The 26,937-nt window shown below is 68.1% G+C and carries 24 protein-coding genes and 1 riboswitch; of the genes, 14 read left to right on the forward strand and 10 right to left on the reverse strand.

Annotation, left to right across the window (positions count from 1 at the left end):
• Positions 1-56 precede the first annotated feature (56 nt).
• From NN4_RS27190 to NN4_RS27205, 4 genes are all read left to right on the forward strand, one after another.
• Positions 57-797, forward strand: a complete 741-nt coding sequence (locus NN4_RS27190; protein ID WP_147137257.1) for an SDR family NAD(P)-dependent oxidoreductase — start codon at positions 57-59, stop codon at positions 795-797.
• Positions 794-1,843 carry an alcohol dehydrogenase catalytic domain-containing protein gene (locus tag NN4_RS27195; protein WP_147137260.1) on the forward strand — a complete coding sequence of 350 codons (1,050 nt, stop codon included), beginning with the start codon at positions 794-796 and terminating at the stop codon, positions 1,841-1,843. Before NN4_RS27190 ends, NN4_RS27195 begins: the two co-directional genes overlap by 4 nt.
• Before the next feature lie 79 nt (positions 1,844-1,922).
• Positions 1,923-2,576 (forward strand): TetR/AcrR family transcriptional regulator, encoded by a 654-nt coding sequence (locus NN4_RS27200; RefSeq protein ID WP_147137263.1) that lies wholly within the window; start codon positions 1,923-1,925, stop codon positions 2,574-2,576.
• A gap of 2 nt (positions 2,577-2,578) precedes the next feature.
• Positions 2,579-3,868 carry an acyl-CoA dehydrogenase family protein gene (locus NN4_RS27205; protein ID WP_135237076.1) on the forward strand — a complete coding sequence of 430 codons (1,290 nt, stop codon included), beginning with the start codon at positions 2,579-2,581 and terminating at the stop codon, positions 3,866-3,868.
• A 51-nt stretch (positions 3,869-3,919) separates the two neighbouring features.
• Here NN4_RS27205 and NN4_RS27210 read toward each other — a convergent pair whose 3' ends face one another.
• Positions 3,920-4,609 carry a winged helix-turn-helix transcriptional regulator gene (locus tag NN4_RS27210; RefSeq protein WP_147137266.1) on the reverse strand — a complete coding sequence of 230 codons (690 nt, stop codon included), beginning with the start codon at positions 4,607-4,609 and terminating at the stop codon, positions 3,920-3,922.
• 91 nt (positions 4,610-4,700) lie between these two features.
• On the opposite strand from NN4_RS27210, the gene NN4_RS27215 reads away from it, so the two are divergent.
• The 5 genes from NN4_RS27215 to NN4_RS27235 all read left to right on the forward strand — a co-directional run bounded on the left by NN4_RS27215 (position 4,701) and on the right by NN4_RS27235 (position 9,361).
• Positions 4,701-5,831 (forward strand): acyl-CoA dehydrogenase family protein, encoded by a 1,131-nt coding sequence (locus NN4_RS27215; RefSeq protein WP_147137268.1) that lies wholly within the window; start codon positions 4,701-4,703, stop codon positions 5,829-5,831.
• 93 nt (positions 5,832-5,924) lie between these two features.
• Positions 5,925-6,458 carry a DM13 domain-containing protein gene (locus tag NN4_RS27220; RefSeq protein WP_147137270.1) on the forward strand — a complete coding sequence of 178 codons (534 nt, stop codon included), beginning with the start codon at positions 5,925-5,927 and terminating at the stop codon, positions 6,456-6,458.
• Between the two features lie 289 nt (positions 6,459-6,747).
• Positions 6,748-7,293: an HNH endonuclease gene (locus NN4_RS27225; protein WP_147137272.1), complete on the forward strand. Its 546-nt coding sequence runs from the start codon at positions 6,748-6,750 to the stop codon at positions 7,291-7,293.
• A gap of 24 nt (positions 7,294-7,317) precedes the next feature.
• Positions 7,318-7,593: a WhiB family transcriptional regulator gene (locus tag NN4_RS27230; protein WP_147137274.1), complete on the forward strand. Its 276-nt coding sequence runs from the start codon at positions 7,318-7,320 to the stop codon at positions 7,591-7,593.
• A gap of 100 nt (positions 7,594-7,693) precedes the next feature.
• A complete protein-coding gene (locus NN4_RS27235) occupies positions 7,694-9,361 on the forward strand; it encodes a VWA domain-containing protein (RefSeq protein WP_186818661.1) in 1,668 nt (555 codons plus the stop codon).
• A 174-nt stretch (positions 9,362-9,535) separates the two neighbouring features.
• Here the strand turns inward: NN4_RS27235 and gcvP are convergent, their stop codons facing one another.
• From gcvP to NN4_RS27270, 7 genes are all read right to left on the reverse strand, one after another.
• The gene (gcvP, locus tag NN4_RS27240) at positions 9,536-12,358 is read right to left on the reverse strand and encodes an aminomethyl-transferring glycine dehydrogenase (protein WP_147137278.1); all 2,823 of its coding nucleotides are present in this window, start codon (positions 12,356-12,358) and stop codon (positions 9,536-9,538) included.
• Between the two features lie 143 nt (positions 12,359-12,501).
• Positions 12,502-12,601: riboswitch (glycine riboswitch) on the reverse strand.
• Positions 12,602-12,867: 266 nt separating this feature from the next.
• Positions 12,868-13,461 carry a MerR family transcriptional regulator gene (locus NN4_RS27245; RefSeq protein ID WP_107656386.1) on the reverse strand — a complete coding sequence of 198 codons (594 nt, stop codon included), beginning with the start codon at positions 13,459-13,461 and terminating at the stop codon, positions 12,868-12,870.
• Positions 13,462-13,662: 201 nt separating this feature from the next.
• Positions 13,663-14,136 carry a bifunctional nuclease family protein gene (locus NN4_RS27250; RefSeq protein WP_069160942.1) on the reverse strand — a complete coding sequence of 158 codons (474 nt, stop codon included), beginning with the start codon at positions 14,134-14,136 and terminating at the stop codon, positions 13,663-13,665.
• 330 nt (positions 14,137-14,466) lie between these two features.
• Entirely contained in the window at positions 14,467-15,261 is a 795-nt protein-coding gene (gene ftsR / locus NN4_RS27255) for a transcriptional regulator FtsR (protein ID WP_147137280.1), read from the reverse strand.
• Between the two features lie 112 nt (positions 15,262-15,373).
• On the reverse strand, positions 15,374-15,859 hold the full coding sequence (gene odhI / locus NN4_RS27260) for an oxoglutarate dehydrogenase inhibitor Odhl (protein WP_040734653.1): 486 nt from the start codon (positions 15,857-15,859) through the stop codon (positions 15,374-15,376).
• Positions 15,860-16,027: 168 nt separating this feature from the next.
• The gene (gene gcvH, locus NN4_RS27265) at positions 16,028-16,426 is read right to left on the reverse strand and encodes a glycine cleavage system protein GcvH (protein WP_107656385.1); all 399 of its coding nucleotides are present in this window, start codon (positions 16,424-16,426) and stop codon (positions 16,028-16,030) included.
• Positions 16,427-16,508: 82 nt separating this feature from the next.
• Positions 16,509-17,093, reverse strand: a complete 585-nt coding sequence (locus tag NN4_RS27270) for a CDP-alcohol phosphatidyltransferase family protein (protein ID WP_135238101.1) — start codon at positions 17,091-17,093, stop codon at positions 16,509-16,511.
• Positions 17,094-17,338: 245 nt separating this feature from the next.
• Here NN4_RS27270 and NN4_RS27275 point away from each other — a divergent pair, with 245 nt between their 5' ends.
• From NN4_RS27275 to NN4_RS27285, 3 genes are all read left to right on the forward strand, one after another.
• The gene (locus NN4_RS27275) at positions 17,339-19,033 is read left to right on the forward strand and encodes a GMC oxidoreductase (protein WP_147137282.1); all 1,695 of its coding nucleotides are present in this window, start codon (positions 17,339-17,341) and stop codon (positions 19,031-19,033) included.
• Between the two features lie 97 nt (positions 19,034-19,130).
• Complete coding sequence (locus NN4_RS27280) at positions 19,131-20,528, forward strand: DUF2252 domain-containing protein (RefSeq protein WP_147137284.1); 1,398 nt, start codon at positions 19,131-19,133, stop codon at positions 20,526-20,528.
• 102 nt (positions 20,529-20,630) lie between these two features.
• Positions 20,631-21,524, forward strand: coding sequence for a nuclease-related domain-containing protein (locus NN4_RS27285; protein ID WP_147137286.1), 894 nt, complete (start codon positions 20,631-20,633; stop codon positions 21,522-21,524).
• 33 nt (positions 21,525-21,557) lie between these two features.
• Here the strand turns inward: NN4_RS27285 and NN4_RS27290 are convergent, their stop codons facing one another.
• Positions 21,558-23,957, reverse strand: a complete 2,400-nt coding sequence (locus NN4_RS27290) for an ATP-binding protein (protein WP_186818662.1) — start codon at positions 23,955-23,957, stop codon at positions 21,558-21,560.
• Positions 23,958-24,248: 291 nt separating this feature from the next.
• On the opposite strand from NN4_RS27290, the gene NN4_RS27295 reads away from it, so the two are divergent.
• Together NN4_RS27295 and NN4_RS27300 are read left to right on the forward strand one after the other, a co-directional pair.
• Positions 24,249-24,872 carry a phosphatase PAP2 family protein gene (locus tag NN4_RS27295; RefSeq protein ID WP_246181111.1) on the forward strand — a complete coding sequence of 208 codons (624 nt, stop codon included), beginning with the start codon at positions 24,249-24,251 and terminating at the stop codon, positions 24,870-24,872.
• A 35-nt stretch (positions 24,873-24,907) separates the two neighbouring features.
• The gene (locus tag NN4_RS27300) at positions 24,908-25,753 is read left to right on the forward strand and encodes a TIGR03619 family F420-dependent LLM class oxidoreductase (protein ID WP_147137290.1); all 846 of its coding nucleotides are present in this window, start codon (positions 24,908-24,910) and stop codon (positions 25,751-25,753) included.
• 172 nt (positions 25,754-25,925) lie between these two features.
• Here the strand turns inward: NN4_RS27300 and NN4_RS27305 are convergent.
• Positions 25,926-26,937, reverse strand: a 1,012-nt coding sequence (locus NN4_RS27305) for an ABC transporter permease (RefSeq protein ID WP_371865703.1), incomplete at its 5' end; no start/stop codon positions are given.

Raw genomic sequence — 26,937 nt, forward strand, 5'->3', positions numbered from 1 at the left:
CGCCGCCGGGATTTAATGTACTGATCGGAACATTTTCTGATCTGGCGGGAGTGTGCGTGTCGCTCAGGGACAAGGTCGTCGTGGTGACCGGCGGGAGCCGTGGCCTCGGCAAAGAGATGGTGCTGGCGTTCGCCGCGGCGGGTGCGGACGTGGTGATCGCCAGCCGCAAACTCGACAGTTGCGTGGCACTGGCAGAGGAGGTGCGGAGCACCCACGGCCGGCGTGCGCTGCCGGTGGCGTGCAATGTCAGCGACTGGGCGCAGTGCGACGCACTGGTGGAGACCGCTTACGCCGAATTCGGCCGGGTCGACGTGCTGGTGAACAACGCGGGCCTCTCACCCCTCTACCCGAGCCTGGATCAGGTCTCGGAGGCCCTGTTCGACAAGGTGATCGGTGTGAACCTCAAAGGGCCGTTCCGGCTCTCCTCGCTCATCGGCACCCGGATGGCGGCCGACGGCGGCGGGTCGATCATCAACATCTCCTCGATCGAGGCGGTCCGGCCTGCGCCGTTCGCGCTGCCCTATGCCGCCGCGAAGGCCGGATTGAACACGCTCACCGCGGGTCTCGCGCAGAGCTTCGGACCGACGGTGCGGGTCAACACGATTCAGTGCGGCGCCTTCGCTACGGACATCTCGAAGGCCTGGACCGAGGAGATGCGCACGCACCTCGACACTCTCAACGCCCAGCAACGAGTCGGTCAACCACACGAGATCGTGGGCGCCGCAATATTCTTCGCCACGGACGCCGCTGCCTTCTGCACCGGCGCCACCCTCGCACTGGACGGCGGTTGGCGATGAAAGCACTGACTTACCAAGGCCCGCGGCAGATCTCGTACTCCGACGTGCCCGACCCCACCCTCACCGCGCCGGACAGCGCGATCATCCGGGTCACCGCGACCGGCATCTGCGGCAGCGACCTGCACATATACGGCGGGCACGGCTTCACCGACAAGACCGGCTACAGCGTCGGCCACGAAGCCGTCGGCGAGATCGTCGAACTCGGCCCGGAGGTGCGTCGCCTCGCGGTCGGCGACCGGGTGCTGGTGGCCGCGTCCGCCGGATGCGACCGCTGCGCCAAGTGCCGGGTCGGCATCGTGGCCGCCTGCGAGCGCACGCCCCTGGCGATCGATGCCTGCTACGGGCTCGGTGGCGCACTGCCCGGCGGGCAGGCCGAGCTGCTCGCCGTCCCGCACGCCGACGGAAACCTGGTGCGGCTGCCCGAGGAAGTCAGCGACGCCGCCGCGGTGGTGCTCACCGACAACGCGCCCACCGCGTGGTACGGCGCCCGGCGTGCGCGCATCGCGCCCGGCGAGACCGTCGTGGTGATCGGCCTCGGCCCGGTCGGGCTGATGGCGATCCAGTCGGCGTTCGCGATGGGTGCCGCGCGGGTGCTCGGCGTCGACCTGATCCCCGAGCGCCGCAAACAGGCCGCCGAACTCGGCGCCGAGCCGATCGAGGCCGAGGACCCCAAGCTCGCGATCCGCGACATGCTCGACGGCGGCGCCGATGTCGCGATCGAAGCCGTCGGCGCCGACGCCACCATCAAGCTGGCCACCAGCGCGGTCGGCCATCGCGGCCGGGTCAGCGTCATCGGTGTCAACCAGAACCGGGCCTACCCGTTCCATATGCCGCTGGCTCAGGTCAAGGAGCTCGAGTTCCATATCGGACTGTGCTCGATCCAGTACGAGCTACCCACCTTGCTGAAGCTCACCGCGGCGGGCCGGTTGCGCCCGGAAGCTATTGTCACCCATCCGCTTCCGATGTCCGAGGGCGCGGACGCCTATCGACTGTTCGCCGAGCGCGCAGACGGGGTGAGCAAGGTCGTGTTGGACCCGGCCCGATGAGTCCCGCATCGTGCTCCACGCGGGGGGAATGAGGCGCCCCCGACATCGCGCGGACGCGACCGAGCGCGGTGGTGAGCCGATGACCCGGTTACCCGATGTCGCACCGACCCGCCGTCGCGGCCGCCCGCCGGCCGCCGAATCGACGGCGGGCGACACCCGGCAACGCATCGTGCGCGCCGCAGTGGAACTGTTCGCGGAGAAGGGCTTCCACGGCACCGGTGTCGCGGAGATCGGTGACCGCGCCGACGTGCAGCGCGGCGCGCTGTACTACCACATCGGCTCCAAAGAGGAACTGCTCTGGCAGATCCTGCACGACTACATTCAGCTGATGCTGGTCGACGCCGAACGCATCACCGCGAGCGCCGACGACCCGATCACCAAGCTGCGCAAGCTGATCCACAGCCACGTCGGCCTGATCATCGATCACCGCCGCGAGGTCGCGATCCAGCTGCGCGATGTCACCGCGCTCAGCGGTGAACGCGGTGCGCAGCTACAGGAACTTCGCGACCAGGTACAGCAATGCTGGCAGCGGGTGATCGACGCGGGTCACGCCGCCGGTCTGTTGCGCACCGACGACCACGTGGTCACCAACAGCGTGCTCGGCATGCTGAACATGGTGACCTTCTGGTATCGGCCGCACGGCGAGCACTCCCCCGCCGAGATCGCCGACATCCTCGCGACCACCTTCCTCGACGGCGTGGTGAGCACGTCCGACAAACACACGAAAGGCTGACCATGGCTTGGGATTTCGAGACCGACCCGGACTTCCAGCAGAAGCTGGACTGGGCGGCGGAATTCGTCCGCACCGAGGTGGAGCCGCTCGACCTGCTCTACCCGAACCCCTACGATCGCACCGACAAAGAGGCGATGGCGCTGATGCGCCCGCTCAAGGAGCAGGTCAAGGAGCAGGGACTGTGGGCCTGCCACCTCGGCCCGGAGCTCGGCGGCCAGGGCTACGGGCAGATGAAGCTGGCCCTGCTCAACGAGGTGCTCGGCACGTCGTTCTGGGCGCCGTCGGTCTTCGGTTGCCAGGCACCGGATTCCGGCAACGCCGAGATTCTGGCGCACTACGGCACCGCGGAGCAGAAGGCGAAATACCTGGAGCCGCTGCTGGCCGGCGAGATCGGCTCCTGTTACGTGATGACCGAACCCACCGGCGGCTCGGACCCGACGACGTTCAAGACGCGCGCCGTGCGCGACGGCGACCACTGGGTGATCAACGGCGAGAAGTGGTTCAACTCCAACGCCCAGTTCGCCAGCTTCCACATCGTCATGGTGGTCACCAACACCGAAGTCAGCCCGTACCAGGGCATGTCGATGTTCATCGTGCCCGCCGACACCCCCGGCCTGGAGATCGTCAAGAACTTCCACGTGCACGGGTTCAGCGAGCACGAGGGCCACCTGCGCTTCACCGATGTCCGCGTCCCCGCCGACCATCTGCTCGGCGCCGAAGGCCAGGGCTTCATCGTCGCGCAGACCCGCCTCGGCGGCGGCCGCGTGCACCACGCCATGCGCACGGTCGCGTTGGTGCGCAAGGCCTTCGACATGATGGCCGAACGCGCCGTCTCCCGCCCGATGCGCAAGGGCCCGCTGGCCGGCCTGCAGATGACCCAGGAACGCATCGCGGACAGCTGGATCGAGATGGAGCAGTTCCGCCTGCTCGTCCTGCGCACCGCGTGGCGCATCGACAAGGAACAGGACTATCTGAAGGTGCGCAAGGACATTGCCGCCATCAAGGTGGCCATGCCCAAGGTGATGCACGACATCGCCCAGCGCGCACTGCATCTGCACGGCGCGATCGGCGTCAGCACCGACCTGCCCTTCGTGGACATGATGAACTACGCCGAGGTGATGGCGATCGCCGACGGCCCCACCGAGGTGCACAAGATCACCCTCGCCAAGGAGGTTCTGAAGGACTACGCGCCAGGCGATCCCGTCTACCCGAGCGGCTACCGCCCGGCCCTGCGCGAAAAGGCCCGCGAGCTCGTCGCCCAGCGCCTCGAACACATCGTCGGCAACCTGTAGGACGCGCGGCCCGGACCTCGACCAGCCGGTTCGAGGTCCGGACCGACCCGCTCACGAAGCGCGCGAAGCAAAGTCGACGGGCACCGAACCGGTGTACGGCGCCATCGGGCTCAACCGGAGCACCGACGGCATCCGGCGGGTCAGCGCGGACGGTCCGGCGAAGGACAGCCGCCCGGTCCGAATCGCCTGTATCACCGGCAATCTGCCGAGCCACACCAGATACAACGAGCCGACGTCGGAGATGATGGTGACGTCGACCGGATAACCGGGATCGGCCGCGCACACCGACGGCACCCCGGACTCCACAACGATCCAGAATCGGTGCGGCACATCGGTGAAGCGGACGGCGAGGACGTGTCGCTTACCGGGAAACGACGAGGTGTCCAGGCGCGTGTGCATCCACCACACCAGCACCGCCGGATCCAGCTCGGCCTGCTGCGGATCACCGAAGGCCCACCGCGCGCCCCACTCGCCGAGACCGAACAGGATCGGCTCCAGTTCCCGGCCCGCCGCGGTGAGCAGATACGCCGAGCCGACCTTCTCGACCAATCCGGCCCGCTCGAACTGACGCAGCCGCTTGGCCAGCAGACTGCGCGACAGTCCCGGCAGGCCACGGGCGAGATCGTTGTAGCGCGCCGTGCCGAGCAGCAGATCACGCAGGATCAGCAGCGACCAGCGCTCACCGAGGACGTCGAGCGCCCGGGAGATCGGACAGTACTGGCCGTAGCCGGGTGTCGTCATGGTCACCTCGCGATCAGGGGTCCATTTCTTGGACCGGAAGAGTCCACTTTCTGGACTATTCGGTTATCGCGGCCGTTCCTACCTTCGAAACATGACGACAACATCCGCTCACCTCACCACCGACTGGGTCGCGCTCGCGCGGCAGGCTGGCGAAGCCCTGCGCCCCGAAGTGGCTGTCCGCGACCGCACAGGCGAGTTCTCCCCCACCGCGTTCGAGATGCTGCGCATCACCGGACTGTCGGCCGCGCTGGTGCCCGCCGAATTCGGTGGCGGCGGCGCCACGCACCGCGAGATGGGCGCGATCCTGCGCGAACTCGGCCGCCACGACCCGTCCACCGCGGTCGCGTTCGCGATGCATACGCACCTCGTTGCCGCGCAGGTCTGGCGGCACAACCACGGCATCGACGCCGCACCACTGTTCGGCAAGGTGGTCGACGGCGCGATCCTGATCAGCACCGGCGCCGCGGATTGGGTCGGTTCCAGCGGCCGCGCCGAGCAGGTCGAGGGCGGCTACCGGGTGCACGCCCGCAAGGCACCGGCCAGCGGCGTCGAGGCGGGCACCCTGCTGGTCACCAGTATTCGCTGGGACGACGCGCCCGACGGCGCGCAGGTGCTGCACTGTGCCATCCCGGTCGGCGCACCCGGTGTTCGTATCGAAAAGACCTGGGACACACTCGGATTGCGGGCCAGCGGCTCGCACACGGTGATTCTCGATGACGTCTTCGTGCCCGAGGCCGCCGTGTCCCTGCTGCGCCGCGCCGACGCCTGGCCACCGCTGTTGAACGTCGTGATGGGCGCGGCGATGCCGCTGGTGATGGCTGCCTACCTCGGCATCGCCGACGCGGCGGTCGACCTCGCCACCGCGCTGGTGGCCGACCGGGCCGACGCACCCACTTTCCAACTCGCCGGCGAGATGGCCAACGCGCACACCACCGCCGCCGACCTGATCGAGGCCATGTTCGCCGGCTCGGACAACCTGCACTTCGACAACACCGACAGCTACGCCAGCCGCACCCTGAGCCGCAAGACAGCGGCCGCGGACGCGCTCATCGCCACCGTCCGCCTCGCCATCGAAACCGTTGGCGGGCTCGGCTATTCGCGCGCCTGCGAGCTCGAGATGCGGTACCGGGATGTGCACGGCTGTCTGTTCCATCCGCTGCCGAGGGCCAAGCAGACCCGGTTCACCGGGCGAGTCCTGCTCGGACACTCGCCGATCGGTTAACAACGCGGCTGTCTGCCCCCATGACCAGGTGGGGGCAATATCCCCCGCAGCGGTGTTGAATGAGACACAACGGCCGTCCCGGAGGAGGAAACCATGGTGTCCGTCCGCAAGATCGCGCGGTCCCCGATCACCTGGACGCTGGCCGTGGTGCTGGTGATCGGGCTCGGCGTGGGGCTGGCACTGACCCAGCCGTGGCGACTGTTCACCAACACCACCGTCAACGAGGCCGCGCCCTCGGTCACCGCTCCGGCGGCGCCCGGCGAGCCCGCCCAGCCGCGCACGCTCGCGCGCGGCAGTCTCATCTCGCACGAGCACCAGACCTCCGGCACCGTGCTGATCGTGCAACTGCCCGACGGCACCCGGGTGCTGCGGCTCGAGGACCTCGACACCTCCGATGGCCCCGACCTGCATGTCTGGCTCACCGACGCCGAGGTGCTCGAGGGTAAGGCGGGCTGGTTCGTCTTCGACGACGGCAGCCACACCGATCTCGGCAGTCTCAAAGGCAACAAGGGCAGCCAGAACTATCCCATCGCCGCCGACACCGACCTGTCGGCGCTGACCAGTGTCTCGATCTGGTGCGAGCGATTCCGTGTCTCCTTCGGTGCCGCCCAGCTCCAGAGCGCCTGACCCGCTGAGCCGGTCCGGAAATAAATGACCCGACAGCGGTAGGTCCGTTATGTCACCATGGGATTCGACGATGATCACCAGGTAGCGGTGATCCACGAGCGTATGGAGAGGAGGAGGTGGCGATGATTCCGATCAAGGCGAATGACGCTGCGGTGCAACGATTGTCGACCGGCAAACCCGCATTCGACCGACAGCTGAGCTGCGGACATGAAGACGGCCACCTCCCGGCCGATAGCTGACCGCCCTCCTCGCCCGCCCGCTCGATCTCTCCCGAAACATGGTGATTCCCATGCCCTTTCGCCATGCCGCCGAACCTGCGGCGCTCACCCCCGACAACTGGATACGCACCGGGGTGCTGGTGCTGAACGCCTCCTACGAGGCGCTCGACATGGTCAGCGCCGACCGGGCCGTCGTGCTGCTGCTGGCGGGCGCCGCGGAGTCGATCGCCGACCGGGCGCCGCACTTCCCGGTCCGGTCGAAGCACTTCGAGGTGCTGCTGCCGGAGACCATTCGGCTGCTGCGCTACGTGTACATCGAGCACAGCGCGCGGGTACACGACGAGAGCAGGGCCACGCTGGCCGGCGTCCTGCGCCGCGACCGGAACCGGTGCGGCTACTGCGCCGCCTGGGCCCGCACCGTCGACCACATCCGGCCGCGCAGCCGGGGCGGACCGAACACCTGGAGCAACCTCGTCGCCTGCTGCGGGCCCTGCAACACGACCAAGGCCGACCGCACTCCCGAGGAAGCCGGCATGCGGCTGCTGTGGCAACCCAAGGCACCCAACCACCACCTCAAGCAACAGCGGCAGATCTGGAAGCAGCTCGCCGCCACCTGACCCACCGAGAAAGGAGTAATCGCGATGACCGTTCGCAACCAGACCGCCGCGGTCGTGGAGCTGACCCTGGCCGAGCTGCTCCCGCTCTCGGACTCCCGAGAGTGGCATCGGGCGGCCTGCCGTGGTGATCCGCATCACGAGGCGTGGTTCCCGTACCCGTCGCAGGACTTCGACTACGCCCGCAGCGTCTGCGCGGGCTGCCCCATTCGCGCAGCCTGTGCCGAATTCGCCGCCCGCACCGGACAGTCCGGGGTTTGGGGTGGTCACGAGTTCGACCGCGGGCAGCTGATTCGCCCCTGAGCACCGCCGCCGTGCCGCCATGGCACGGCGGCGGGCGTTTCGCGGCGGCTCGCCGATCTCGGCGAGGCCGCAAACCGCAGGTGAACATACACTGTGCAGCGTGGGCACTCATCGCAGCGGAGCCAGATCCCGAGGCATCAGCAAAGGTCCGGTTATCGCAGTGGTCGCCATCGTGCTGCTGGTCGCCGGGGTCTTCGCGTGGTTCCAATTACGGGACCGGGCAGCCGACGAGGACAGCGCCGCGGCGGCGGAGTGCGTGTCCGGCCCCTCGACGCTGTATGTGACGGCCGATCCGGACATCGCCACGCTGGTCCGCGCCGCCGCGGACCACTACAACGCGACCAAACCTCGGGTGCGCGACCACTGCGCCCAGGTCGCGGTGACCGCGCAGCCCTCGGCCGCCGTCGTCGCCGCCTTCACCAGCGGTAAGCCGTGGGACCAGTCGCTCGGCCCGCAACCGGTGCTGTGGATCCCCGACTCGTCGCGCTCGATCGAGGCCATGCGGGTGCCCGGGCTGATCGAAGGCACGCCCGCGCCGATCGCGGTGAGCCCGATCGTGCTCGCGGTGCCCGACGAATTGCGTGGCGCGCTCGACCAAGCCAAGACCACCTGGGCGGATCTGCCACGCCTGCAACAGGGTTCGCTCAACGACGTCGGCCTGTCCGGCTGGGGTGGCCTACGCATGGCGTTGCCGCCCGGCGATGCCTCGCTGGCCGCGGCCGTCGCCGTCGGGTCCGCCATCTCCGGCGCCGAGCCGCTGACCGAGCAGGCCGCGCAGTCCGGTCAGGCCGTGTCCGCCGTCTCCGGACTCGCCGCCGGTGCACCCGAGACGCCGGACACCGCGGCGGCATTCGGCATCATCGCGACCGCGCCGCAGACCGCCACCGTGCACGCCGTCGCCACCACCGAACAGCAGGCGAAAACCCAACCGGGACTTACCGTCTACCAGCCGACCGGCGCCGCACCGGTCGCCGACCACCCCGCCGCGCTGATGTCCGGCCCTTGGGTGGACAAGACGCAGAACCTCATCGGCGGCCTCTTCGCCGACTTCCTGCGCGCCCCCGAGCAAGCCCGAACGTTCACCGCCGCAGGGTTCACCACCGCGCCGGCGACCACTCCGGTGCCGGCACGCGCCGCGCTCGACAAAGTGCGCGACACCATGGCCAATCCGGTGCTCGGCGTGCAATCCACTGTCCTGGTGGACGTCTCGGCGTCCATGACGACCACCGACGGTTCGATGACCCGGCTCGCGAATGTCCTTGCCGCCCTGAACTCCACGATGACCGTGATGCCGCCCGACTTCGGCCTCGGCGTCTGGACGTTCGGCAAAAACCTCGACGGCAACACGCCGTACAAGGTGCAGGCCGCGACCGCTCCCCTCACCAACGAGCAGCGCACCAAGCTCAGCACCGCCTTGAATGCCGTGCGCGCCAGCGATGTTCGCGCCGATCAGGCCTACCCGACGCTGATCGCCGCGTACAAGAACGCGATCAAGGAGTACACCGCGGGCCGCACCAATTCGGTGCTGCTCATCACCGACGGGCCCGAGGACGACTCGACGGTCACCGGCGCGAAACTCGCCGGCGACATGGCCGCCGCGATCGACAAGGCCCATCCGGTTCGCGTCGACATCATCGTGATCGGCGGGCAAGGCACGCAGACGCTGAAGAGCATCTCCGAGCAGTCCGGCGGCACCTACACCCGCGTGGCCACCTCGGACGATCTCAAATTCGCGTCCGCCGTCGTGCAATCGCTCACCACGCCGTAGCGACTTCTCCCGCAACGGCTTCCGCAGGCGATGGCTCCTGCGGGAGATCAACTCGCCGTCCAGGCAATGGCACCTCGAGTCAAGCCCAGACGAATGCGCCCTCCAGCTGGTTGCAGCTGGAGGGCGCCTTCGCTAGGTCAGTCGGCGAAAACGTCCGACCCTAATCGGTCCCTGTCACTCGGCGTACGCCTCGAGCGGCGGGCACGAGCACACCAGGTTACGGTCGCCATAGGCCCCGTCGATCCGGCGCACCGGCGGCCACACCTTCGCCCGCGAATGCCCGAGACCCCGTGGGTAAACAGCGGTTTCGCGGCTGTACGGGTGCTCCCACTCCCCGACCAGGCTGGCCGCGGTATGCGGCGCACCACGCAGCGGGTTGTCGGTAACCGGCCACACCCCGGCCGCCACCTGATCGATCTCCTTGCGGATCGCGATCATCGCCTCGATGAAATCGTCCAGCTCGGCGAGGTTCTCGCTCTCGGTGGGCTCCACCATCAACGTGCCCGCCACCGGGAAACTCATGGTCGGCGCGTGGAATCCGTAGTCCGCCAGACGCTTCGCCACATCGTCGACGGTGACACCGGTCTGCTTGGTGATCTCCCGCAGATCCAGAATGCACTCGTGCGCGACCATGCCGTGCTCGCCGGTGTAGAGCACCGGGAAGTACTCGTCCAGCCTGCGCGCGATGTAGTTGGCCGACGCGATCGCCGTCAAGGTGGCGCTGCGCAGCCCGTCCGCGCCCATCATCCGGATGTAGGCCCAGGTGATCGGCAGGATCGAGGCGGAGCCGTAGTTCGCGGCCGACACCGCGTGCGAGTCGGTCACCAGCGGATCGCCCGGCAGGTACTGCGCGAGGTGCGAGCGGACCGCCACCGGGCCGACGCCCGGACCGCCGCCGCCGTGCGGGATGCAGAACGTCTTGTGCAGGTTCAGGTGGCTCACGTCGCCGCCGAACTTGCCCGGACGGGCGAGCCCGACAAGAGCATTCAGGTTCGCGCCGTCGACGTACACCTGACCGCCCGCGTCGTGCACCAGCTCGCACAGCTCGGCGACCTCGTGCTCGTAGACGCCGTGCGTGGACGGGTAGGTGATCATGATGCAGGCCAGCCGGGCGGCGTGGTCGGCGATCTTGGCCCGCAGGTCGTCCAGGTCGATATCGCCGTTCTCGCGGCACTTGACCACCTCGACGCGCAGCCCGGCCATTGCCGCCGAGGCCGCGTTGGTGCCGTGCGCGCTGGACGGGATCAGGCAGGTATCCCGGTGTGTGTCACCACGATCCAGGTGGTAACGCCGGATCGCCAGCAGGCCCGCGTACTCGCCCTGGCTGCCCGCGTTGGGCTGCAAGCTCACCGAGTCGTAGCCGGTGATGGCGCACAGCCACTGCTCCAGATCGGTGATCACCTGCAGCAGGCCGGGGGCGTCCTCGACCGGCGCGTACGGGTGCACGCGGGCGAAGCCGGGCCAGGTGATGGCCTCCATCTCGGCGGTCGCGTTGAGCTTCATGGTGCAGGAGCCGAGCGGAATCATGCTGCGGTCCAAGGCAATGTCCTTGTCCGACAGCGACCGCAGGTAGCGCAGCATGGCGGTTTCGGTGTGGTACTTGGTGAAGGCCGGGTGGTCGAGGAACCCGGAGGTGCGGTTCTCGATCGCGGCGACCGGGGCCGGCTCGCTCTGCTCGGCCGACAGTGTGGTGCCGAAGGATTCGAGCACGGCCGCGACATGCGCCTCGGTGGTCGCCTCGTCGCAGGCGATGCCGACATGATCGGCGTCGACCAGGCGCAGGTTGATCCCGCGCGACTTCGCCTTCGCCACAACGGCTTCCGCACCACCGGGCACGTGCGCGAGCACGGTGTCGAAGAAGGTGTCGTGCACGACCGCACCGTCGAGCCCCGCGGCGATGGTGGCCGCGTGCCGGTGCACCCGGCGGGCGATCTCGCGCAGCCCGTCGGCACCGTGGTAGCTCGCGTACATCGCCGCGACGATGGCCAGCAGCACCTGCGCGGTGCAGATGTTGGAGGTGGCCTTCTCGCGCCGGATGTGCTGTTCCCGGGTCTGCAACGCCAACCGGTAGGCCACGTCACCGTCGGCGTCCACCGAGACGCCGACCAGTCGACCCGGCAGCTGCCTGGCATACGCCGTGCGCACCGCCAGATACCCCGCGTGCGGTCCACCGAAGCCGAGCGGCACGCCGAAACGCTGGGTGGTGCCGAAGCAGACGTCCGCGCCCTGGTCGCCGGGCGAGGCGATCAACGTCATCGCCAGCAGGTCCGCGCCGACCGCGACCAGTGCGCCGCGCTCGTGCGCCGCGCTGATCAGCGACGTCCAGTCCACTACACGGCCCGACGCGCCGGGAGCCTGCACGAGCAGGCCGAAGAACTCACCCTCGGGCAGTTCGCCGCCCGCCAGGTCCGCCGGAACGAGCTCGATACCCAGTGGCTGGGCCCGGGTGGTGAGCACGGTTTTGGTCTGCGGGAACAGATCGGTGTCGATCACCAGGCGCATCGACTTGGACCTGCTGGCCCGGTGCAGCAGCGTCATCGCCTCGGCGGCCGCGGTGGCCTCGTCGAGCATGGACGCGTTGGCCACGTCCATGCCGGTCAGTTCCGACACCATCGTCTGGAAGTTGAGCAGCGCCTCGAGCCTGCCCTGGCTGATCTCCGGCTGGTACGGCGTGTAGGCGGTGTACCAGGCCGGGTTCTCCAGCAGATTGCGTACCAGCACCGGCGGGGTCAGCGTGTCGTAGTAGCCGAGCCCGATCATCGAGGTGGCCACGGTGTTCGAGTGGGCGAGCCCGGCGAGTTCGGTGAGCACCTCGTGTTCGGTTGCCGCGGGGGGCAATCCGGTCAGGCCGGAGCCGTCCAGGATGGTGGCGGGCAAGGCCTTCGTGGCGAGCTCGTCGAGCGAGCCGACGCCCACGACGTCCAGGATCCGGGCGAGTTCGCCCCGGTCGGGTCCGATGTGGCGATCGGCGAATGAGCGAGTCACGGCAGCTCCCATTGGGTCGGGCGGGTCGACGGCGGTCGACGGGTACCAGCCCTCCCCCTCTGTTTTGTTGCCTGAGAGATTCGGACGCCGCGGCCTAGGCCGAGCCCCTTTCCCCATCGGCGGGCAGCCCGAAGCCACCGCTTTCCAGAGGCGCCCAAGCCCGCACGGTCCCTGTTGCCTGAGAGATTGACGGGGAGGTGCTGCTCCTTCGGCGCCCGGACTCTGACGAACCCGGGACTCTCCCGCACGGCGTTGGCGCGCCACCAGTTTAAGCCGATGACACGCCGGAACGTGGCACTGGTCCCGTCCCGGCGGTGTCGCGCTCGTCACGTGCAGGTCAGGGCCGTTCGAGTAGGAACATAGTTAGATGCGCATATCTACTTAACAACATGTTTTTTGGAACTCCATAAGCCCCTGCCGGGGTCCCCGCCCGCTGCACCAAAAATCAAGTGCCACACAGCACAACACCCCGCTACCCTCGACACGTCGGGGAGGCGGGGTGTTGTTTCGGTTGGCTACTCTTAACCGGTCTTGCGGCTCATCCGCGCCTTGCGCCGGTAGGACAGCTCGTCCTCCGGCCGCTCCGTCACCGCGGACGCGCGTTCCGCGGGGAAGTTGGCGATGGCGCCGGTGAGTTCATGCATGGCTCCGCTGATGGCGATGCCGAAGACGCCTTGCCCGCCCTGCAGTAAATCAACTACCTCCTCGGCCGAGGTGCACTCGTACACCGAGGTACCGTCGGAGAACAAGGTGATGCCCGCAAGGTCCTGCACTCCCCTGCTGCGTAGGTGGTCGACCGCGATCCGAATGTTTTGTAGCGAGATGCCCGCGTCGAGCAGCCGCTTCACGATCTTGAGGACGAGGATGTCCTTGAACGAGTACAGGCGCTGGCTCCCCGAACCTGCGGCGCTGCGGATGGAGGGCACGACCAATCCGGTGCGCGCCCAGTAGTCGAGCTGCCGGTAGGTGATCCCGGCTACCTGGCATGCACTGGGTACCCGGTAGCCGACCAGATCGTCGGGAACCGAGTCGTCCGGGAACAGGCCTGGCTGTACCACATCCTGCGATTGCTCTGCCACTGACCACTCCCTTGCTTCGCCGACGGCTAGCCTCATCGATGACCCGGCTCCGTTTCGACCACTGCTTGTACTGACGACCTGGCCAAAACGGACGTGGCCCAACTATCGAGATTACTCCCCTTGATTGTCCAGGGAGCACCATCGTCGAGCCAAACGCGACGCGCGGTTAAAGTCTCGACCTCTGGTTCAGCTCCGCGCGTCGTCGGCGTGGCGGCACCGGGGCGGCGGATGGGCCGGTCAGCTGTCGGTGGCCTTGAAGTCGTCCGGTGAGACGGATTCGAGAAATTCCTTGAACTTCTCCACCTCGTCCTCGCGCTCGTCCGGCATGACCAGCCCGGCTTCCTCGAGCACCGGCTCCTCGGCGTAGATCGGGCAACCGACCCGCAAGGCGATCGCTACCGAATCCGACGGCCTGGCCGAGATGTGCAGATCGTTCTCGAAGACCAGGTCCGCGTAGAAGGTGCCTTCCTGCAGATCGACGATGCGCACCTCTTTGAGGGTGTGCCCGAGCTCGGTGATCAGGATCTTGATCAGATCGTGGGTCAGCGGGCGGATCGGGGTCACCCCCTCCTGCTCCAGCACGATCGCGGTCGCCTCGGCCTGCCCGATCCAAATCGGTAGGTACCGATCCCCCGACACCTCACGGAGCAACAGCACGGGTTGGTTCTGTGGCTGCTCGACACGAATGCCGATTACACGCATCTCACTCATGCCTGCACCTCGCTGACGCTCGGCTCCGGCATGAGCGAAGCACGCTGTGACATGACTCGTTCGCTGCGCTCACTCATGCCTGCACCTCGCTCACGAAATTTCGCCCCGGCACGCGCGACACACGCTGTGACATGATTCGTTCGCTACGCTCACTCATCGCACTGCCTCCCAATACTCGCCGGCCGCCCGGCACGACCACCGCCCAGCTCGCCGTACCAACGAGTCTAGGCGAACCCGCGCGGGTGCAGTGATCGGTGTGCACAGCCGAAATCGGCGTGTTGGATGACCGAAACATGACGCGGATCGCGCGTCGGTGGCCGAACGGGATGTTCAGCCGCCCAGCGACGTCCGCACCGACGACTTCACCAGACAGGTGTGCAACGTCAGCGACAGCGCCGCGAGTTCGCGCACTGTTTCCTCGGCACGGGCGCGGGCACCGGCGTCCCGGCTCTTCGCGATGGGGGCGGCGATCTGTGCGACCAGCGCGGCCTCGCGATCGGCGGCCAGCTTGAACGCACGCAAATGCCGTGCCTCCAAACCGAATTCGGCCATCGCCTTGGCGGTCCTGGCGAGCGTCACGTCGTCGCCGTCGAAGAATCCGGCGGGGCCGGGCGTGATGAGGTTCGCGCGGACCAGATCGTTGAGGAAGGTCTCGTCGATCTCGGCCTGGGCGAGCAGATCCGCGCGGGTGAGCCGTATTTCGTGATCGAAACGCAGATCATCGGGGGAAATCTCGCTGGGCACCACGCCGAGCCTCCTCGGCGCCGCGGCACCGTTCCGATTCCCGCCGGTGGTGGCCGGGTGCTCGGAGCCGGACGGTGCCGACTCCGACGCACCCGCACGGCCGGAGTGCGCCCGGGCGCGGGCTTCCCGCACGCCGAGCGTCGCCGCACCGCTGTCGATCGCTTCGAGTTGTTCCTTGATCACCTTCAGCGGCAGGTACTGATCGCGTTGCGCGGTCAGCACGAACCGAAGCCGTTCACAATCGGCCACCGAGAATCGGCGGTAGCCCGAGGGCGTGCGCTCCGGACGGATCAGGCCTTCCGCTTCCAGGAAGCGGATCTTGGAGATGGTGACGTCCGGAAAATCCGGGCGCAGCAGGTCGAGCACGGAGCCGATCGACATGCCTCCGCGGGCCCACTGCGCCGCGCCCGTCACTGCGCCGAATCCGTCACGACACCGAGTTCCTTCATGACCCCGAGCCCTTCACGTCTCGAAAGAACCCAGCGTCGCGTGCTCATAGGCTGCCTGCACCCGCAGACGGCTCGTTCACCTGAGCCCGCGGTCCGGTGAGGAACACGAGACGGAACTTGCCGATCTGTACCTCGTCGCCGTTCTGGAGTTCCGAGGAGTCCACCGGCTCCCGATTCACATAGGTGCCGTTCAGGCTGCCCACGTCGACAACCTGGAACGAATCGTCGTCCTGGCGGAACTCGGCATGCCGACGGCTGACGGTGACGTCGTCGAGAAAGATGTCACTGTCGGGGTGGCGGCCCGCCGACGTCGTCGGCTGATCCAGCAGGAACCGCGAGCCCGCGTTCGGGCCGCGCTTGACGACCAGGAGGGCCGCACCAACGGGCAGACCCTCGACCCCTTGGACCGGCTGTTCACCGGTCGGCTCTCCGGAGCGCGACGCGTCGACCTCGTTCAGGAAATCCGCGCGGAAGACCGACGTCGTCTCGGCCGCGGTCTCCCCGTAACCCGGGTCTTTGTTCTCGCTCACCGTTTCTCTCCTCCTCGAACCTGATTATCCATGCAAGCAGGTGATACCTGTGGCACCACGACCTGCCGTCGAGTCCCTAGATTCCCGACAATGACTGTCGGCGCATCTGTTGGCATTGACCGTACCCTGCCAGGGCGTGCCCGTGCAGGTAGAACCGGGAAGGCTGATTCAGCCCCCGATAACTCCTTGATAACCTGCCGCATCCAGCAGTTCACCGAGGGTGGTGTCGAGGCTCGCGGCGTCCGCGACCTCGAGTTCGAACAACCATCCGTCGCCGTACGGATCGGTGTTCAGCGTTTCCGGCTGCTGCACCAGATCCTCGTTCACCGCAACGACTTTCGCGGCGATCGGGGCGTAGATGTCGGACACGCTCTTGGTCGACTCGACCTCGGCGATGCTGTCCGCGACGACGACGTCCTTGTCGGTTTCGGGCAGCTGCACGAACACAACGTCACCGAGTTGAGACTGTGCATAGTCGGTGATGCCTACCCGAACCCGGGTCGGGCTGATCCGCTGCACCCACTCGTGCTCCTCGGTGTAGCGCAGATCTTCGGGGGTCTGGGTCACAGGCCGTCCGTCCTTTCCGTTGTGATCGTGTGGGCGCAACTCTATGCGAGGGTCGAGACAATGTTCGACTCGACGCCGTCGGTCAGGTCGAGCGGTGTGGCACAGCCGGTATCGCGCGGGCGACGGCGATCGCCTTACCGGTGTAGAGCAAGCCGGTCCATACATACACCGCCGTGCCCCAGACCAGTAATGCCCCACCGAAGGCGCGTCCGAAACCGTCCAGCGCCCAATCCATCTCCCCGGCCAGCAGCCAGGGCAACGCCGACATCAACGCGAAGGTGGCCGCCTTGCCGAGATAGATGACATCGGGCGGGGGGAGATCGCGGCGTTTGTAGACCGAGAGCGTCAGGGTGAGCACCAGATCGCGGCCGACCAGGATGACCGCCACCCACCAGGGGATCAACCCGCGGATCACGAACGCCGCCAGGGTCGTCACCAGGTACAAACGGTCCACGAACGGGTCGAGCAGAGCGCCGAGGCGCGAAGACTGATCGAGCAGTCTGGCCAGCTTGCCGTCCAGGAAGTCGGTCACCCCGCTGGCGATCAGCAGGACGAACGCCCAGCCGTCGGCGTGCTCGACCAGCAGCAGCCACAGGAACAGCGGAACACCCAGCAGCCGCACGACACTCAGGACATTCGGGACGGTGAGGATGCGGTCGTCGAACACACCGCCTGCCGCGCCGTCGGTGTCGGCGCGCTCCCCCGGTTCCGTGGTGCCCGATTCGGTTGTCACGCCCCGTGCTTACCGCACCGGACCCGTTCGACGCCATCCGGGCACGCCGGTTTCCGCGATATCGCCGGGTAACGATGGTTTCCGCCACAGCCCGCGCGGTGACAGAATGAGTATGAAATCGTCTCATCTGCCGGTACGGTGAGTGACCGGCCCGATGGGCCGGTGAACGAGAGGAAGTCATGCCCGCATTCGACTACGACGTGGTGGTGATCGGCTCCGGATTCGGCGGCAGCGTGAGCGCGCTCCGGCTGACCGAGAAGGGGTATCGGGTCGGCGTGCTCGAGGCGGGCAGACGCTGGCCCGCCGAGGACATCCCGAAGTCGAATTGGAATGTGCGCAAATCGATTTGGGCACCGCGACTGGGCTTGACCGGCCCGCAGCGGATCAGCGTGCTCGGCAAGTGCGCGGTGTTCTCCGGCGCGGGCGTCGGCGGCGGCTCCCTCATCTACGGCAACACCCTGTACGAACCGCTGTCGAACTTCTATACCGACAAGCAGTGGGCCCACATCACCGACTGGCGGGCCGAACTCGCGCCGTATTACGACCAGGCCCAGCGAATGCTCGGCGTGGCGCCGAATCCCCGGCTGACCCCGGCCGACGAGGTGATCCGCGAGATCGCCGAGGACCTCGGCGTCCCCGAGACCTTCCACCCGACCAATGTGGGCGTGTTCTTCAACGAGAGCGACCCGGGCACCGAGGTCGACGACCCCTATTTCGGTGGCGTCGGCCCCCGCAGGCGGGGCTGCGTGCACTGCGCGCAGTGTTTCACCGGCTGCCCGCACAACGCCAAGAACACCACGACCACGAACTACCTCTACCTGGCCGAACAGGCGGGTGCCGAGGTGCATCCGCTGACCACCGCCACCGAGGTCCGGCCGCTGCCCGAGGGTGGATACGCCGTGCAGACCGAGCGCTCGGACCGCTGGGTGCGCAAGGAGCGCAAGACCTTCACCGCCGAGCAGGTGGTCTTCGCCGGCGCCGCGCTCGGCACGCAGAAGCTGCTGCACAAGATGCGCGACGAGGCGGTGCTGCCCCATCTCTCGCCCCGCCTGGGCGAGCTGACCCGCAGCAACTCCGAGGCGATCCTCAATGTGGTGAGCCGCTCGCGCCACGACTTCGCCGAGGGCATCGCGATCACCTCGTCGATCCATCCGGCCGAGGACACCCACATCGAGGTGTGCCACTACGGCAAGGGCCAGAACGCGCTGTTCCCGATGTCGGTGCCGATCGTGGACGGTGGCGCATTCCGGTTCCTGCGCTTCCTGCTCGCCATCCTGGTGCATCCGCTGGTGTTCCTGCGCAGTCTCAATGCCAGGCGCGCCTCGGAGAAGTCGGTGATCCTGCTGGTCATGCAGTCGCTGGACAACTCGCTGACCTCCTTCCGCAGGCGCGGGCTGCTCAAGACGAAACAGGGCACCGGCGAGCCCAACCCGACCTGGATCCCGATGGCGCACGACATCGGCCGCCGCTTCGGCGAGAAGGTGCACGGTGACACGCACGGGCTGGTGATGGACGTGTTCAACATCCCGGCGACCGCGCACTACATCGGCGGCTGCGTCATCGGCGACACCCCGGAAACCGGTGTCGTCGACCCGTATCAGCGGGTGTACGGCCACCCCGGCCTGCATGTCGCGGACGGCTCCGCGGTGACCGCCAACCTGGGCGTCAACCCGTCGCTCACCATCACCGCGCAGGCGGAGCGGGCGATGGCGTTCTGGCCCAACAAGAACGAGGCCGACCCCCGTCCGGAGCTCGGGGCGGCATACCAGCGGATCGCCCCGGTGACGCCGCAGCGGCCCGTGGTGCCCGAGTCCGCCCCCGGCGCGTTGCGGCTGCCGATCACTCCGGTAGATAGGACAGTGCCCGCCACCTGAGACCGGTGGTGTCACAGCCGACAGCTGGGGTTATAGCCGCCCGAACGTGGTGAAACCGACACCCGCACCGGCTCCGGCAACCGCTAGCGTCAGCAGCGTGTCAGACAGTCGTATCGATCTACGCTCCTACGTTCCCGCGGCGGAGGTGCGTGCCCGCGGCGAGGCCGTGCGCGAACGCGTGCCCGTCGATGCCAGGGATCGGGCCGCCGAGGGCGCTCGGCGGCCCGATGTGCTGGAGTTCATCGCCGCGAGCAATGCGGGCCGCCTCACCCACCTGGTGCCGCTGCGGATCGGCCGGATGATGGCCTCCCCGTTCACCTTCTACCGCGGCGCGGCCGGGCTGATGGCCGCCGATCTCGCGGACGGACCGGACACCGGGCTCACCGCTCAGCTGTGCGGCGACGCGCATGCGGCGAATTTCGGCCTGTACGGCACGCCGCGCGGCGAAATCATCATGGACATCAATGATTTCGACGAAACCATCGTCGGCCCGTGGGAGTGGGATCTGGAGCGCCTCGCGGCCAGTCTGGTGTTGGCGGGCCGGGAAAGCGGTGCGGGCGAAGACGACTGCCGCACGGCCGCCCATGACGCGGCCCGCGCCTACCGCCTCGTGGCGGCCCAGCTGGCCGAGCAGCCGTTCCTGGAGTCGTGGAGCGCGCTGCCCGACGAATCGGTGCTGGATCAAGCCGCCGCGCACGACCTGATCGACGACTTCAAGAAGGCCGCGAAGAAGGCGCGCAAGAACACCAGTGCGAAGGTGGTGGCCAAGTGGACCGAACGCCTCGATGATCACCGGACCGGCATCACGAAGCACCGATTCATCAGCGACCCACCGGTTCTCACCGCGGTAGACGATCGGCTCGCGGCCGCGGTCACCGACGGCCTGGAGCGCTACGCCGACACGCTGCGCGAGTCCCGGCGCAACCTGCTCGCCCGATTCGCGGTGTCCGACATCGCCTTCCGCATCGTCGGCACCGGCAGCGTCGGCCTGCACACCTATGTCGCGCTGCTGCACGGCAACGCGGGCGAAGACCTGGTGCTGCAGATCAAGCAGGCCAAACCGTCCTCGCTCGCCCCGTTCCTGCCCGCGCCCCGGCCGAAACACGAGGGCAAGCGAATCGTGCAGGGCGCCAGGCTGGTTCAGTCCGAGACCGACATCCTGCTCGGCTGGACCAGTGTCGACCCGACCGGCGAGGGCACCGAAATCCCGTTCATCGTCCGCCAATTCCGCAATCTCAAGGGCAGCATCGACCCGGCCGGGCTGTCCGCGTCGGACCTCGACGACTACGGCAGGCTGGCCGGCGCGCTGCTGGCCCGCGCGCATGCGCGCTCGCTCGATCCGCGGCTGCTGGCGGGCTACCTCGGCGACGACGAGCGGTTCGAGAACGCGGTGGCGAATTTCGCGGTCCGCTACGCCGACCGCACCGAATCCGATCATGCCGCACTGGTCGAGGCGGTAAAGGCGGGCAAGTTCGCGGCCGAACTGCCGCAGTGAGTGCGGCACCAACACGCCGACTGTCGCCATGACGGCGGCGAACTCGCCCGCGCACCTCGTATCCTGTGCACTGTCGAGTGTCGACGTGAAGGGCGGTCGTCAATGCTGGTGCGAGTGCAGAACGCGGCGGGCACCAATGCCGAGCGGGCGCTGATCGATTGGTTGCGCACCTGGAAGGACCCGGACAGTCCGCACGGTGTCGCCACCATCAACTGCAGTCTGTTCCACCGGGATCGGCTGCACCAGTTCGACGCGGTGGTGTGGACGCCGACCAGCTGCGTGGTGATCGAGGCCGAGGCGCTGGTGGCCCGGCAGGACGGCGTGCTGGAGATCCCGCTCAACGGTCAGTGGACGATCAACGGCGACCCGGCCGCCATGGAGGGCCGGGACCGGCGCACGCCGCTGGAGAAGTCGCGGGAGCACACCTTCGCATTACAGAGCTGGCTGGCCGACCGCGGCCTCGGTCAGCGCGCGGTGCACGGTCTCGCGCTGGTGGTGCCGCTGCGCGGGGCCGAGCTGCAGATCAAGCAGGCCTGGAGCGATCCGAGCTTCGACGTGATCCTCGGCGACGATCCCGGCAGGCTGCGGCACTACTTCGACTCGCTCGCGGAGCAGGAGAAGCACCTGTGGACGGCCAACGATGTCGCCATCGCCTTCCGCGGCCTCGGCATCCTGCCCTACCTGCCCGCCCCGCAGGAGCTGTTGAACGAGGGCTTCCTCGGCCCGATCGACATCACGCTGTGGCACGGCGGGCCGAATCAGGCGCAGGCCGAGGCCTATGCGGAGGAGCTGGCGCAGGCCGAGCGGGAGGCCCAGAAGCCGGTGTACGCGGTCGCGGCGCCGTGGTACAGCCCGTGGAAGCTGTATCCGCGCGAGACTCGCGACATGGATTTCGGCCGGGCTTTCATGCGAATCACGCTGGCGGTGGGCATGGTGATCGCCTTCGCGTGGGTGCTGTGGTTCGTGATCAGCGTGGTGCTGACCTACGGGCCGTAAGCCGGCTCGGGGCAGTACGGCGCCCGACGCTCGCTATGTCTTGCGCGCCACCGTCATTCGCGGAAGCGCACCGGTATGCTCGTCGACCACGGGTTCGCCGCGGCCCGCTCCCTCGGTGGCGGGCTGCGAATCCCGTTCCACCACCAGCGCGACGTGCAGCCGTGACGGACAGTCCAGCTTGATCATCACCTGGCGCACGTGATTGACGACGGTCCACTCCGAGATCCCCAGCTGAGTGGCGATCATCCGGTTGGTCAGGCCGGTGGCGACCAGCCTGGCGATCTCGCGCTGCCGATTGGTCAGCGCGGCCAGCGGTGATCCGTCCGGATCGGGCAGCGTGGGGCCTGCACAGGCATAGGCCACCGCGTCCGCCAGACTCATCTCCCCCGCCTTGCGCATGATCTCCCGGAACCGACTCTCGCCCAACGCGTTTCGATGGTCGACTGCACTGGGCGCCGGATCGCCCGCGCCCAGCTGCGGTATGCCGTGCGTGGCCCGCAACTGCCTGGCCGCGAGCATCAACGTCACCGTGGGCTCGGCGTACTCGACACCGGCCGCGTCATAGGCCATGGCGCAGCCCTCCAGCGCGACGATCGCCTGCAGCGCATGCGTTTCCAGATCGTCGTCGGCTAAATTCTCGCGATAGAGCGACTGGGCCCGATCCGCGGTCAGCGGGCCGATCTGCGTGCGCGCCAGCGTGTTCAGTCCGATCAGCCGTGCCGTGCTGTCCAGGCCGCGGGCCCAGCCGCACAGCCTGGCCAAGACCTCGGTGTCGCGGGTGGGCGGGTACGGAATACGCAGCAGCATGGCGGAGCCCCTGAGCCGGGACGGCCACGGGCCCTCGAGTTCGTCGGCATACTGCGACGCCACGGCCACTTGCGCTTTGGCGGCCGCCCGCTCCCCGAGCCCGATCAGCACCGCGATCAACACCACGGTGACCCGGGCCGCGTCGACGTGCTTGCCGAAACGGCGGTATGCGGCGGCCGAACTCGTCAGCAGCTCGACCGCCCGCCGTAACCGCCTGGATCGGCCGGCCCAGGTGCCGAGCACCTCGAGGCACAGCGGCACGGTCACACCGGGATCCAGCGCGGTGCGGCCGCTCATCTCCAGCGCTTTGGCCAGGACCGACTCCAGCTCGGACTGATAGCCATGCTGGATCCACGCCGATTCCAGCTGCGCCGCCAGGTGCACGGCGCGTTCCGGACGCCCGGTGTCGATCAGATAGTGCACCGCCGAGAGAAAGTCCACGATCTGCTTGCCCGCGGCGTCCAACGCGTCCGCCCGGTGCTCGTGCTGATCGAATCGGGGTCCGATGAGCTCCGCGAGCCGGCACAGCCGGTCCACATGGTCCGCACGGATCGCGGTGGCGCGCAACGGATCAGCGGCGAGCACCTGGCGGCAGTAGGCCCGCACGGTGGCGAAGAGCCGATAGCCGTGCCCGTGCGGCCCGCTGGACAGATGGTCCAGCAGGCTGCGCTGCACCAGCTCCGCCATCGCGATGGTGGTCTCGTCCTCCGGCTTGCCTGCCACCAGGCAGGCCATGTCGGTATCGATCACCGACTGGTACAGCGAGAGGCGCAGCAACAGGTCGAGCACCTCCGGGGTGACACCGCCAAGGCCCCATTCGACCGCGCCGTGCAAGGTCCGGTGCCGCACGGGCACGTCGACGAAGGACGGCGACCGCAGGTCCGCACCCGCCTCGATGCGGTGCAGGGTGCGCACCGGGCCGATCCGGGCGATCGAGCCTGCGGCGAGTTCGATGGCCAGCGGCACGCCGTCGAGCTCGCGCACGATCTCGTCGAGCACCAGCCGATCGGCCACCGCGGCCGTGCCCCGGTAATGGCTGTCGATGCTGTCGAGCAACAGCTGGGCGGCGGGCGCGGAGCCCGGGTAGTAGTCGACGGTGTCGCAGCCGGTGCGCAACGGGCGCACACACAACACGCATTCGCGGTACAGGTTGAACGGGACGCGACTGGTCGCCACGAGGACCAGGTTCGGGCAGTGTTCCAGCAGCCGCGCCACATCGGTGGAGATCTGCTCGACCACCCGATCGCAGTTGTCCAGCAACAGAATTGCCCGGCAGGTGCCGATCCTGGAGGCCAGCACGGCCAGCGCCGCATCCGGGTCGAGGTCTTGCGGTGCGCAGGCCAGCGAGCGACGACTCGCCCTCGCCAGCACCGCGTTCCACGTGCTCGCGCGGTCGGCACACTCGCCGAGATCGACCATCGCGTCGAGGCAGCCGTGGAAAGCGCTGTCCGAGAGCGACTCTCGGGCCAGCCGGGATTTGCCCACACCGGCGGTCCCGGTGAGGGTGAGCAGCCGGACCCGGGGGTCAACGAGCAGTCGACCGACCTCGGCGAGCTCAGCGTCCCGCCCGATGATGGTCGGAAGCCGATATGTGCCGTCCAGCGTAGGCCGGACCTCATCGCCCACCATGGGTACCTCTCAGTCACCTGCCACGGAACGGACGACCGCGCGAAATACGCCCGAGCCACAGTGCATCCAGGCCGACCGAGCCGAGATTTCGATCGGCGAACCGGAATGTTCACTGATCGAATACGACGATACCAAGACCTCGCAGCGTCGCGAGGTTTTCCACAGATCTCCGAGTTGACCTGGGGCTGCGGCGGTTTCGACGGCCGGCCGAGTTCGGTCCAACGACCAGTGACTCCACCCCAACCCGCGGTCGGGTAGCAAGAACCTGTCGGTAGTTATGGTCGACCGGTGTTCGGACTACGGCAAGACGTCAGCACCGGGGGCGCGCTCCGGCTCGGCGGCATCGCACTGGGCGGTGCCGTCACGGCCGTCCTGCCCGCGACCTTCCCGCCGGACGGCGGCCCGACGTCGCTCGATCGCGATCTCGCCGCCCCGATCCATTCGGCGCTCGACACCCGGCCCGGCCTCTACCAGGCCTTGGTGATTCACAGCAACGCCTACATTCTCGTGCCACTGTTGCTGCTCGCCGCCGCCTGGTTCGGCTACCGCGGCCGATGGCGGCATGCCGCGACCATGGTGGTGGTGCCCGAACTCGCGCTCGGCCTGAATACCTGGCTCTGGAAACCGCTCTGGGATCGGCAGTTACACGACTACCTCGCCTATCCCAGCGGGCACACCGTGCATCTGGTCGCGATCGCGACAACGTTCATCGTGCTGATCGATTCGATCCGAGCCCGGCTCATCACGTTCGCGGTGGCGGTGCCGGCGCTACTCGCGGTGGCCGTCGGGATGGTCGGGCTCGATTACCACCTGCCGACCGACATCATCGGCGGCACGGCGGCGGCCGTCGCCATGGCGCTCGCGCTGTGCGGGCTGGCGCAAACCCTTGGTGCCGATCGAGAAAGATGGTAGAACTTGTTCTAGTTCAGCCGATGGGAGCGTGTGCGGTGCGGTACGGAATTGTGTTGTTCACCAGCGATCGAGGCATTACGCCCTCGGCAGCGGCGGCCGCCGCCGAGGATTCCGGTTTCGACACCTTCTACGTGCCGGAGCACACGCACATCCCGGTGGTGCGGGCCGCCGCGCATCCGCAAACGGGCGATGCGAGCCTGCCGGACGACCGGTATCTACGCACCCTCGACCCTTGGGTGGCGCTGGCTACCGCAGCCGCCGTGACCAGCCGGATCGGCTTGTCCACGGCGGTGGCGCTGCCCGCCGAGCACCACCCGATCACGCTGGCCAAGACCATCGCCTCGCTGGACCACCTGTCCGGCGGCCGGGTCAGCCTCGGCGTCGGATTCGGTTGGAACACCGACGAACTCGCCCACCACGGCGTTCCGCCGGGCAAGCGCAGGACGGTACTGCGCGAGCACTTGGACGCCATGCGCACCATCTGGACCGAGGAAGAGGCCAGCTTCGCAGGCGATTTCGTGAACTTCGGCGCGAGCTGGTCCTGGCCGAAGCCGGTGCAGAAGCGGATACCGGTGCATCTCGGCGCCGCGGGCACCGAGAAGTCGTTCACCTGGCTGGCCAAGCACGCGGACGGGTGGATCACCACCCCCACCGAAGACGGGGTGGACACCAAGATTGCCCTGCTGCACCGGATCTGGCGCGAACACGACCGGGCGGATACGCCGGAGGTCATCGCGCTGGCCGGTCGGCCGGACCCGGCGCAGCTGGCGCAGTGGGCCGAATTCGGCGTCACCGAGGTTGTTTTCGGGGTGCCGGATCGTTCGGCGGATGAGGTGCTCGCCTATCTGGGCCGGCTCGCCGGGAAACTCGGCATCGGCTGACGGACCCGGACACCCAGACCGCGGTACGCCGTGCCGTGACGACCGCGGTCATCTCGTCCGGGACGGTCGCTCCGGCGACGCGGGTTCCGGTGCGCACGATCTGTCGATAACGCTCGTTGCGATGCCGCCGGCCCGCGCACCCTGTCGAGTGCACGGGCCGGACGCCGTGGCATCAGCGCAGATCGCGCCTGCGGAAGGCGACGATGCCGACCGCGAGCAACGCCGCGGCGATGCCGAGCAGCCACAGCACCGGGGCGGCCTGGAACTCCGCACCGGGCAGCTTCGGCGGATGAACGAACGGCACGAGATCGACCAGCCACTGCGGCAGCCCGTCCAGCGAGCCGATGAAGAAGAGCACGATCAGCACGCTGAGCACACCCCAGGCAATCGGGGTGAAGCGCGGAGCGATCCCGTAGATCGCCACCGTGATACCTGTGAACACCCACACCGCGGGCACCTGGACGGCCGCGGCACCTACCGCGTCGGTCAGCTTGCCCGCCATATCACCGTCGGTTGCGCCGTAGACCACGCCGATCGCCAACGCGGCCACCAGCAAGAGCAACGCGGGGCCCAGCAGCGCGAAACCGATGTGGCTCAGCGCGTATCGTTCCCGGCTCACCGCTCCGGCCAGGGTCGATTCGGCCCGCTGACTGGACTCCTCGTCGTGCAGTCGCAGCACCGCCGAGACGGAATAGGCGGCCGCACCCGCGGCGAGCAGGGTGAGTGCGAGGGTGATGAACGAGTTCTGCAGCATGTCCGACCCACCCATCCGGGTGACCAGGTCCTGCACCGTCGAGTTGCCGTCGACCATATTGCCGACGCTGCGCACCGCCCCGCCCATCAGCAGCCCGTACAACAGGAACCCGATGGTCCAGGCCAGCAGCGAGCCGCGTTGCAGCCGCCAGGCCAGCCCCGCGGGGCCGGACAGCGCGGGCGCCGCAGCCGGTGGGCCCGGTCGCTCGGCGAGCAGGCCCGAACCGGTATCGCGCCGGCTCAGCAGCACATAGGCCGCCGCAATCGTGAGCGCGGCCAGCACCAACAGTGGAATCAGGATCCACCAGCGTTCCTGCGCGAAGGCCCGCATCTGGATACACCAGCCGACCGGCGAGAACCAGGACAGCACACCGTTACCCGCGTCGCCGATGGCCCGCAGCGCGAAGGCCGCGGCGAGCGCGCCGAGCGCC

This window comes from Nocardia ninae NBRC 108245 (assembly GCF_007990755.1).
Classification (GTDB): Bacteria; Actinomycetota; Actinomycetes; order Mycobacteriales; family Mycobacteriaceae; genus Nocardia; species Nocardia ninae.

Excerpts from the sequence above, each read along its gene's own strand:
- NN4_RS27195 (WP_147137260.1), top strand. The coding sequence starts at position 794 with ATGAAAGCACTGACTTACCAAGGCCCGCGGCAGATCTCGTACTCCGAC.
- NN4_RS27200 (WP_147137263.1), top strand. The coding sequence starts at position 1,923 with ATGACCCGGTTACCCGATGTCGCACCGACCCGCCGTCGCGGCCGCCCG.
- NN4_RS27205 (WP_135237076.1), top strand. The coding sequence starts at position 2,579 with ATGGCTTGGGATTTCGAGACCGACCCGGACTTCCAGCAGAAGCTGGAC.
- NN4_RS27210 (WP_147137266.1), bottom strand. The coding sequence starts at position 4,609 with ATGACGACACCCGGCTACGGCCAGTACTGTCCGATCTCCCGGGCGCTC.
- NN4_RS27215 (WP_147137268.1), top strand. The coding sequence starts at position 4,701 with ATGACGACAACATCCGCTCACCTCACCACCGACTGGGTCGCGCTCGCG.
- NN4_RS27220 (WP_147137270.1), top strand. The coding sequence starts at position 5,925 with ATGGTGTCCGTCCGCAAGATCGCGCGGTCCCCGATCACCTGGACGCTG.
- NN4_RS27225 (WP_147137272.1), top strand. The coding sequence starts at position 6,748 with ATGCCCTTTCGCCATGCCGCCGAACCTGCGGCGCTCACCCCCGACAAC.
- NN4_RS27230 (WP_147137274.1), top strand. The coding sequence starts at position 7,318 with ATGACCGTTCGCAACCAGACCGCCGCGGTCGTGGAGCTGACCCTGGCC.
- gcvP (WP_147137278.1), bottom strand. The coding sequence starts at position 12,358 with ATGGGAGCTGCCGTGACTCGCTCATTCGCCGATCGCCACATCGGACCC.
- NN4_RS27245 (WP_107656386.1), bottom strand. The coding sequence starts at position 13,461 with ATGAGGCTAGCCGTCGGCGAAGCAAGGGAGTGGTCAGTGGCAGAGCAA.
- NN4_RS27250 (WP_069160942.1), bottom strand. The coding sequence starts at position 14,136 with ATGAGTGAGATGCGTGTAATCGGCATTCGTGTCGAGCAGCCACAGAAC.
- ftsR (WP_147137280.1), bottom strand. The coding sequence starts at position 15,261 with ATGTCGATCGGCTCCGTGCTCGACCTGCTGCGCCCGGATTTTCCGGAC.
- NN4_RS27275 (WP_147137282.1), top strand. The coding sequence starts at position 17,339 with ATGCCCGCATTCGACTACGACGTGGTGGTGATCGGCTCCGGATTCGGC.
- NN4_RS27285 (WP_147137286.1), top strand. The coding sequence starts at position 20,631 with ATGCTGGTGCGAGTGCAGAACGCGGCGGGCACCAATGCCGAGCGGGCG.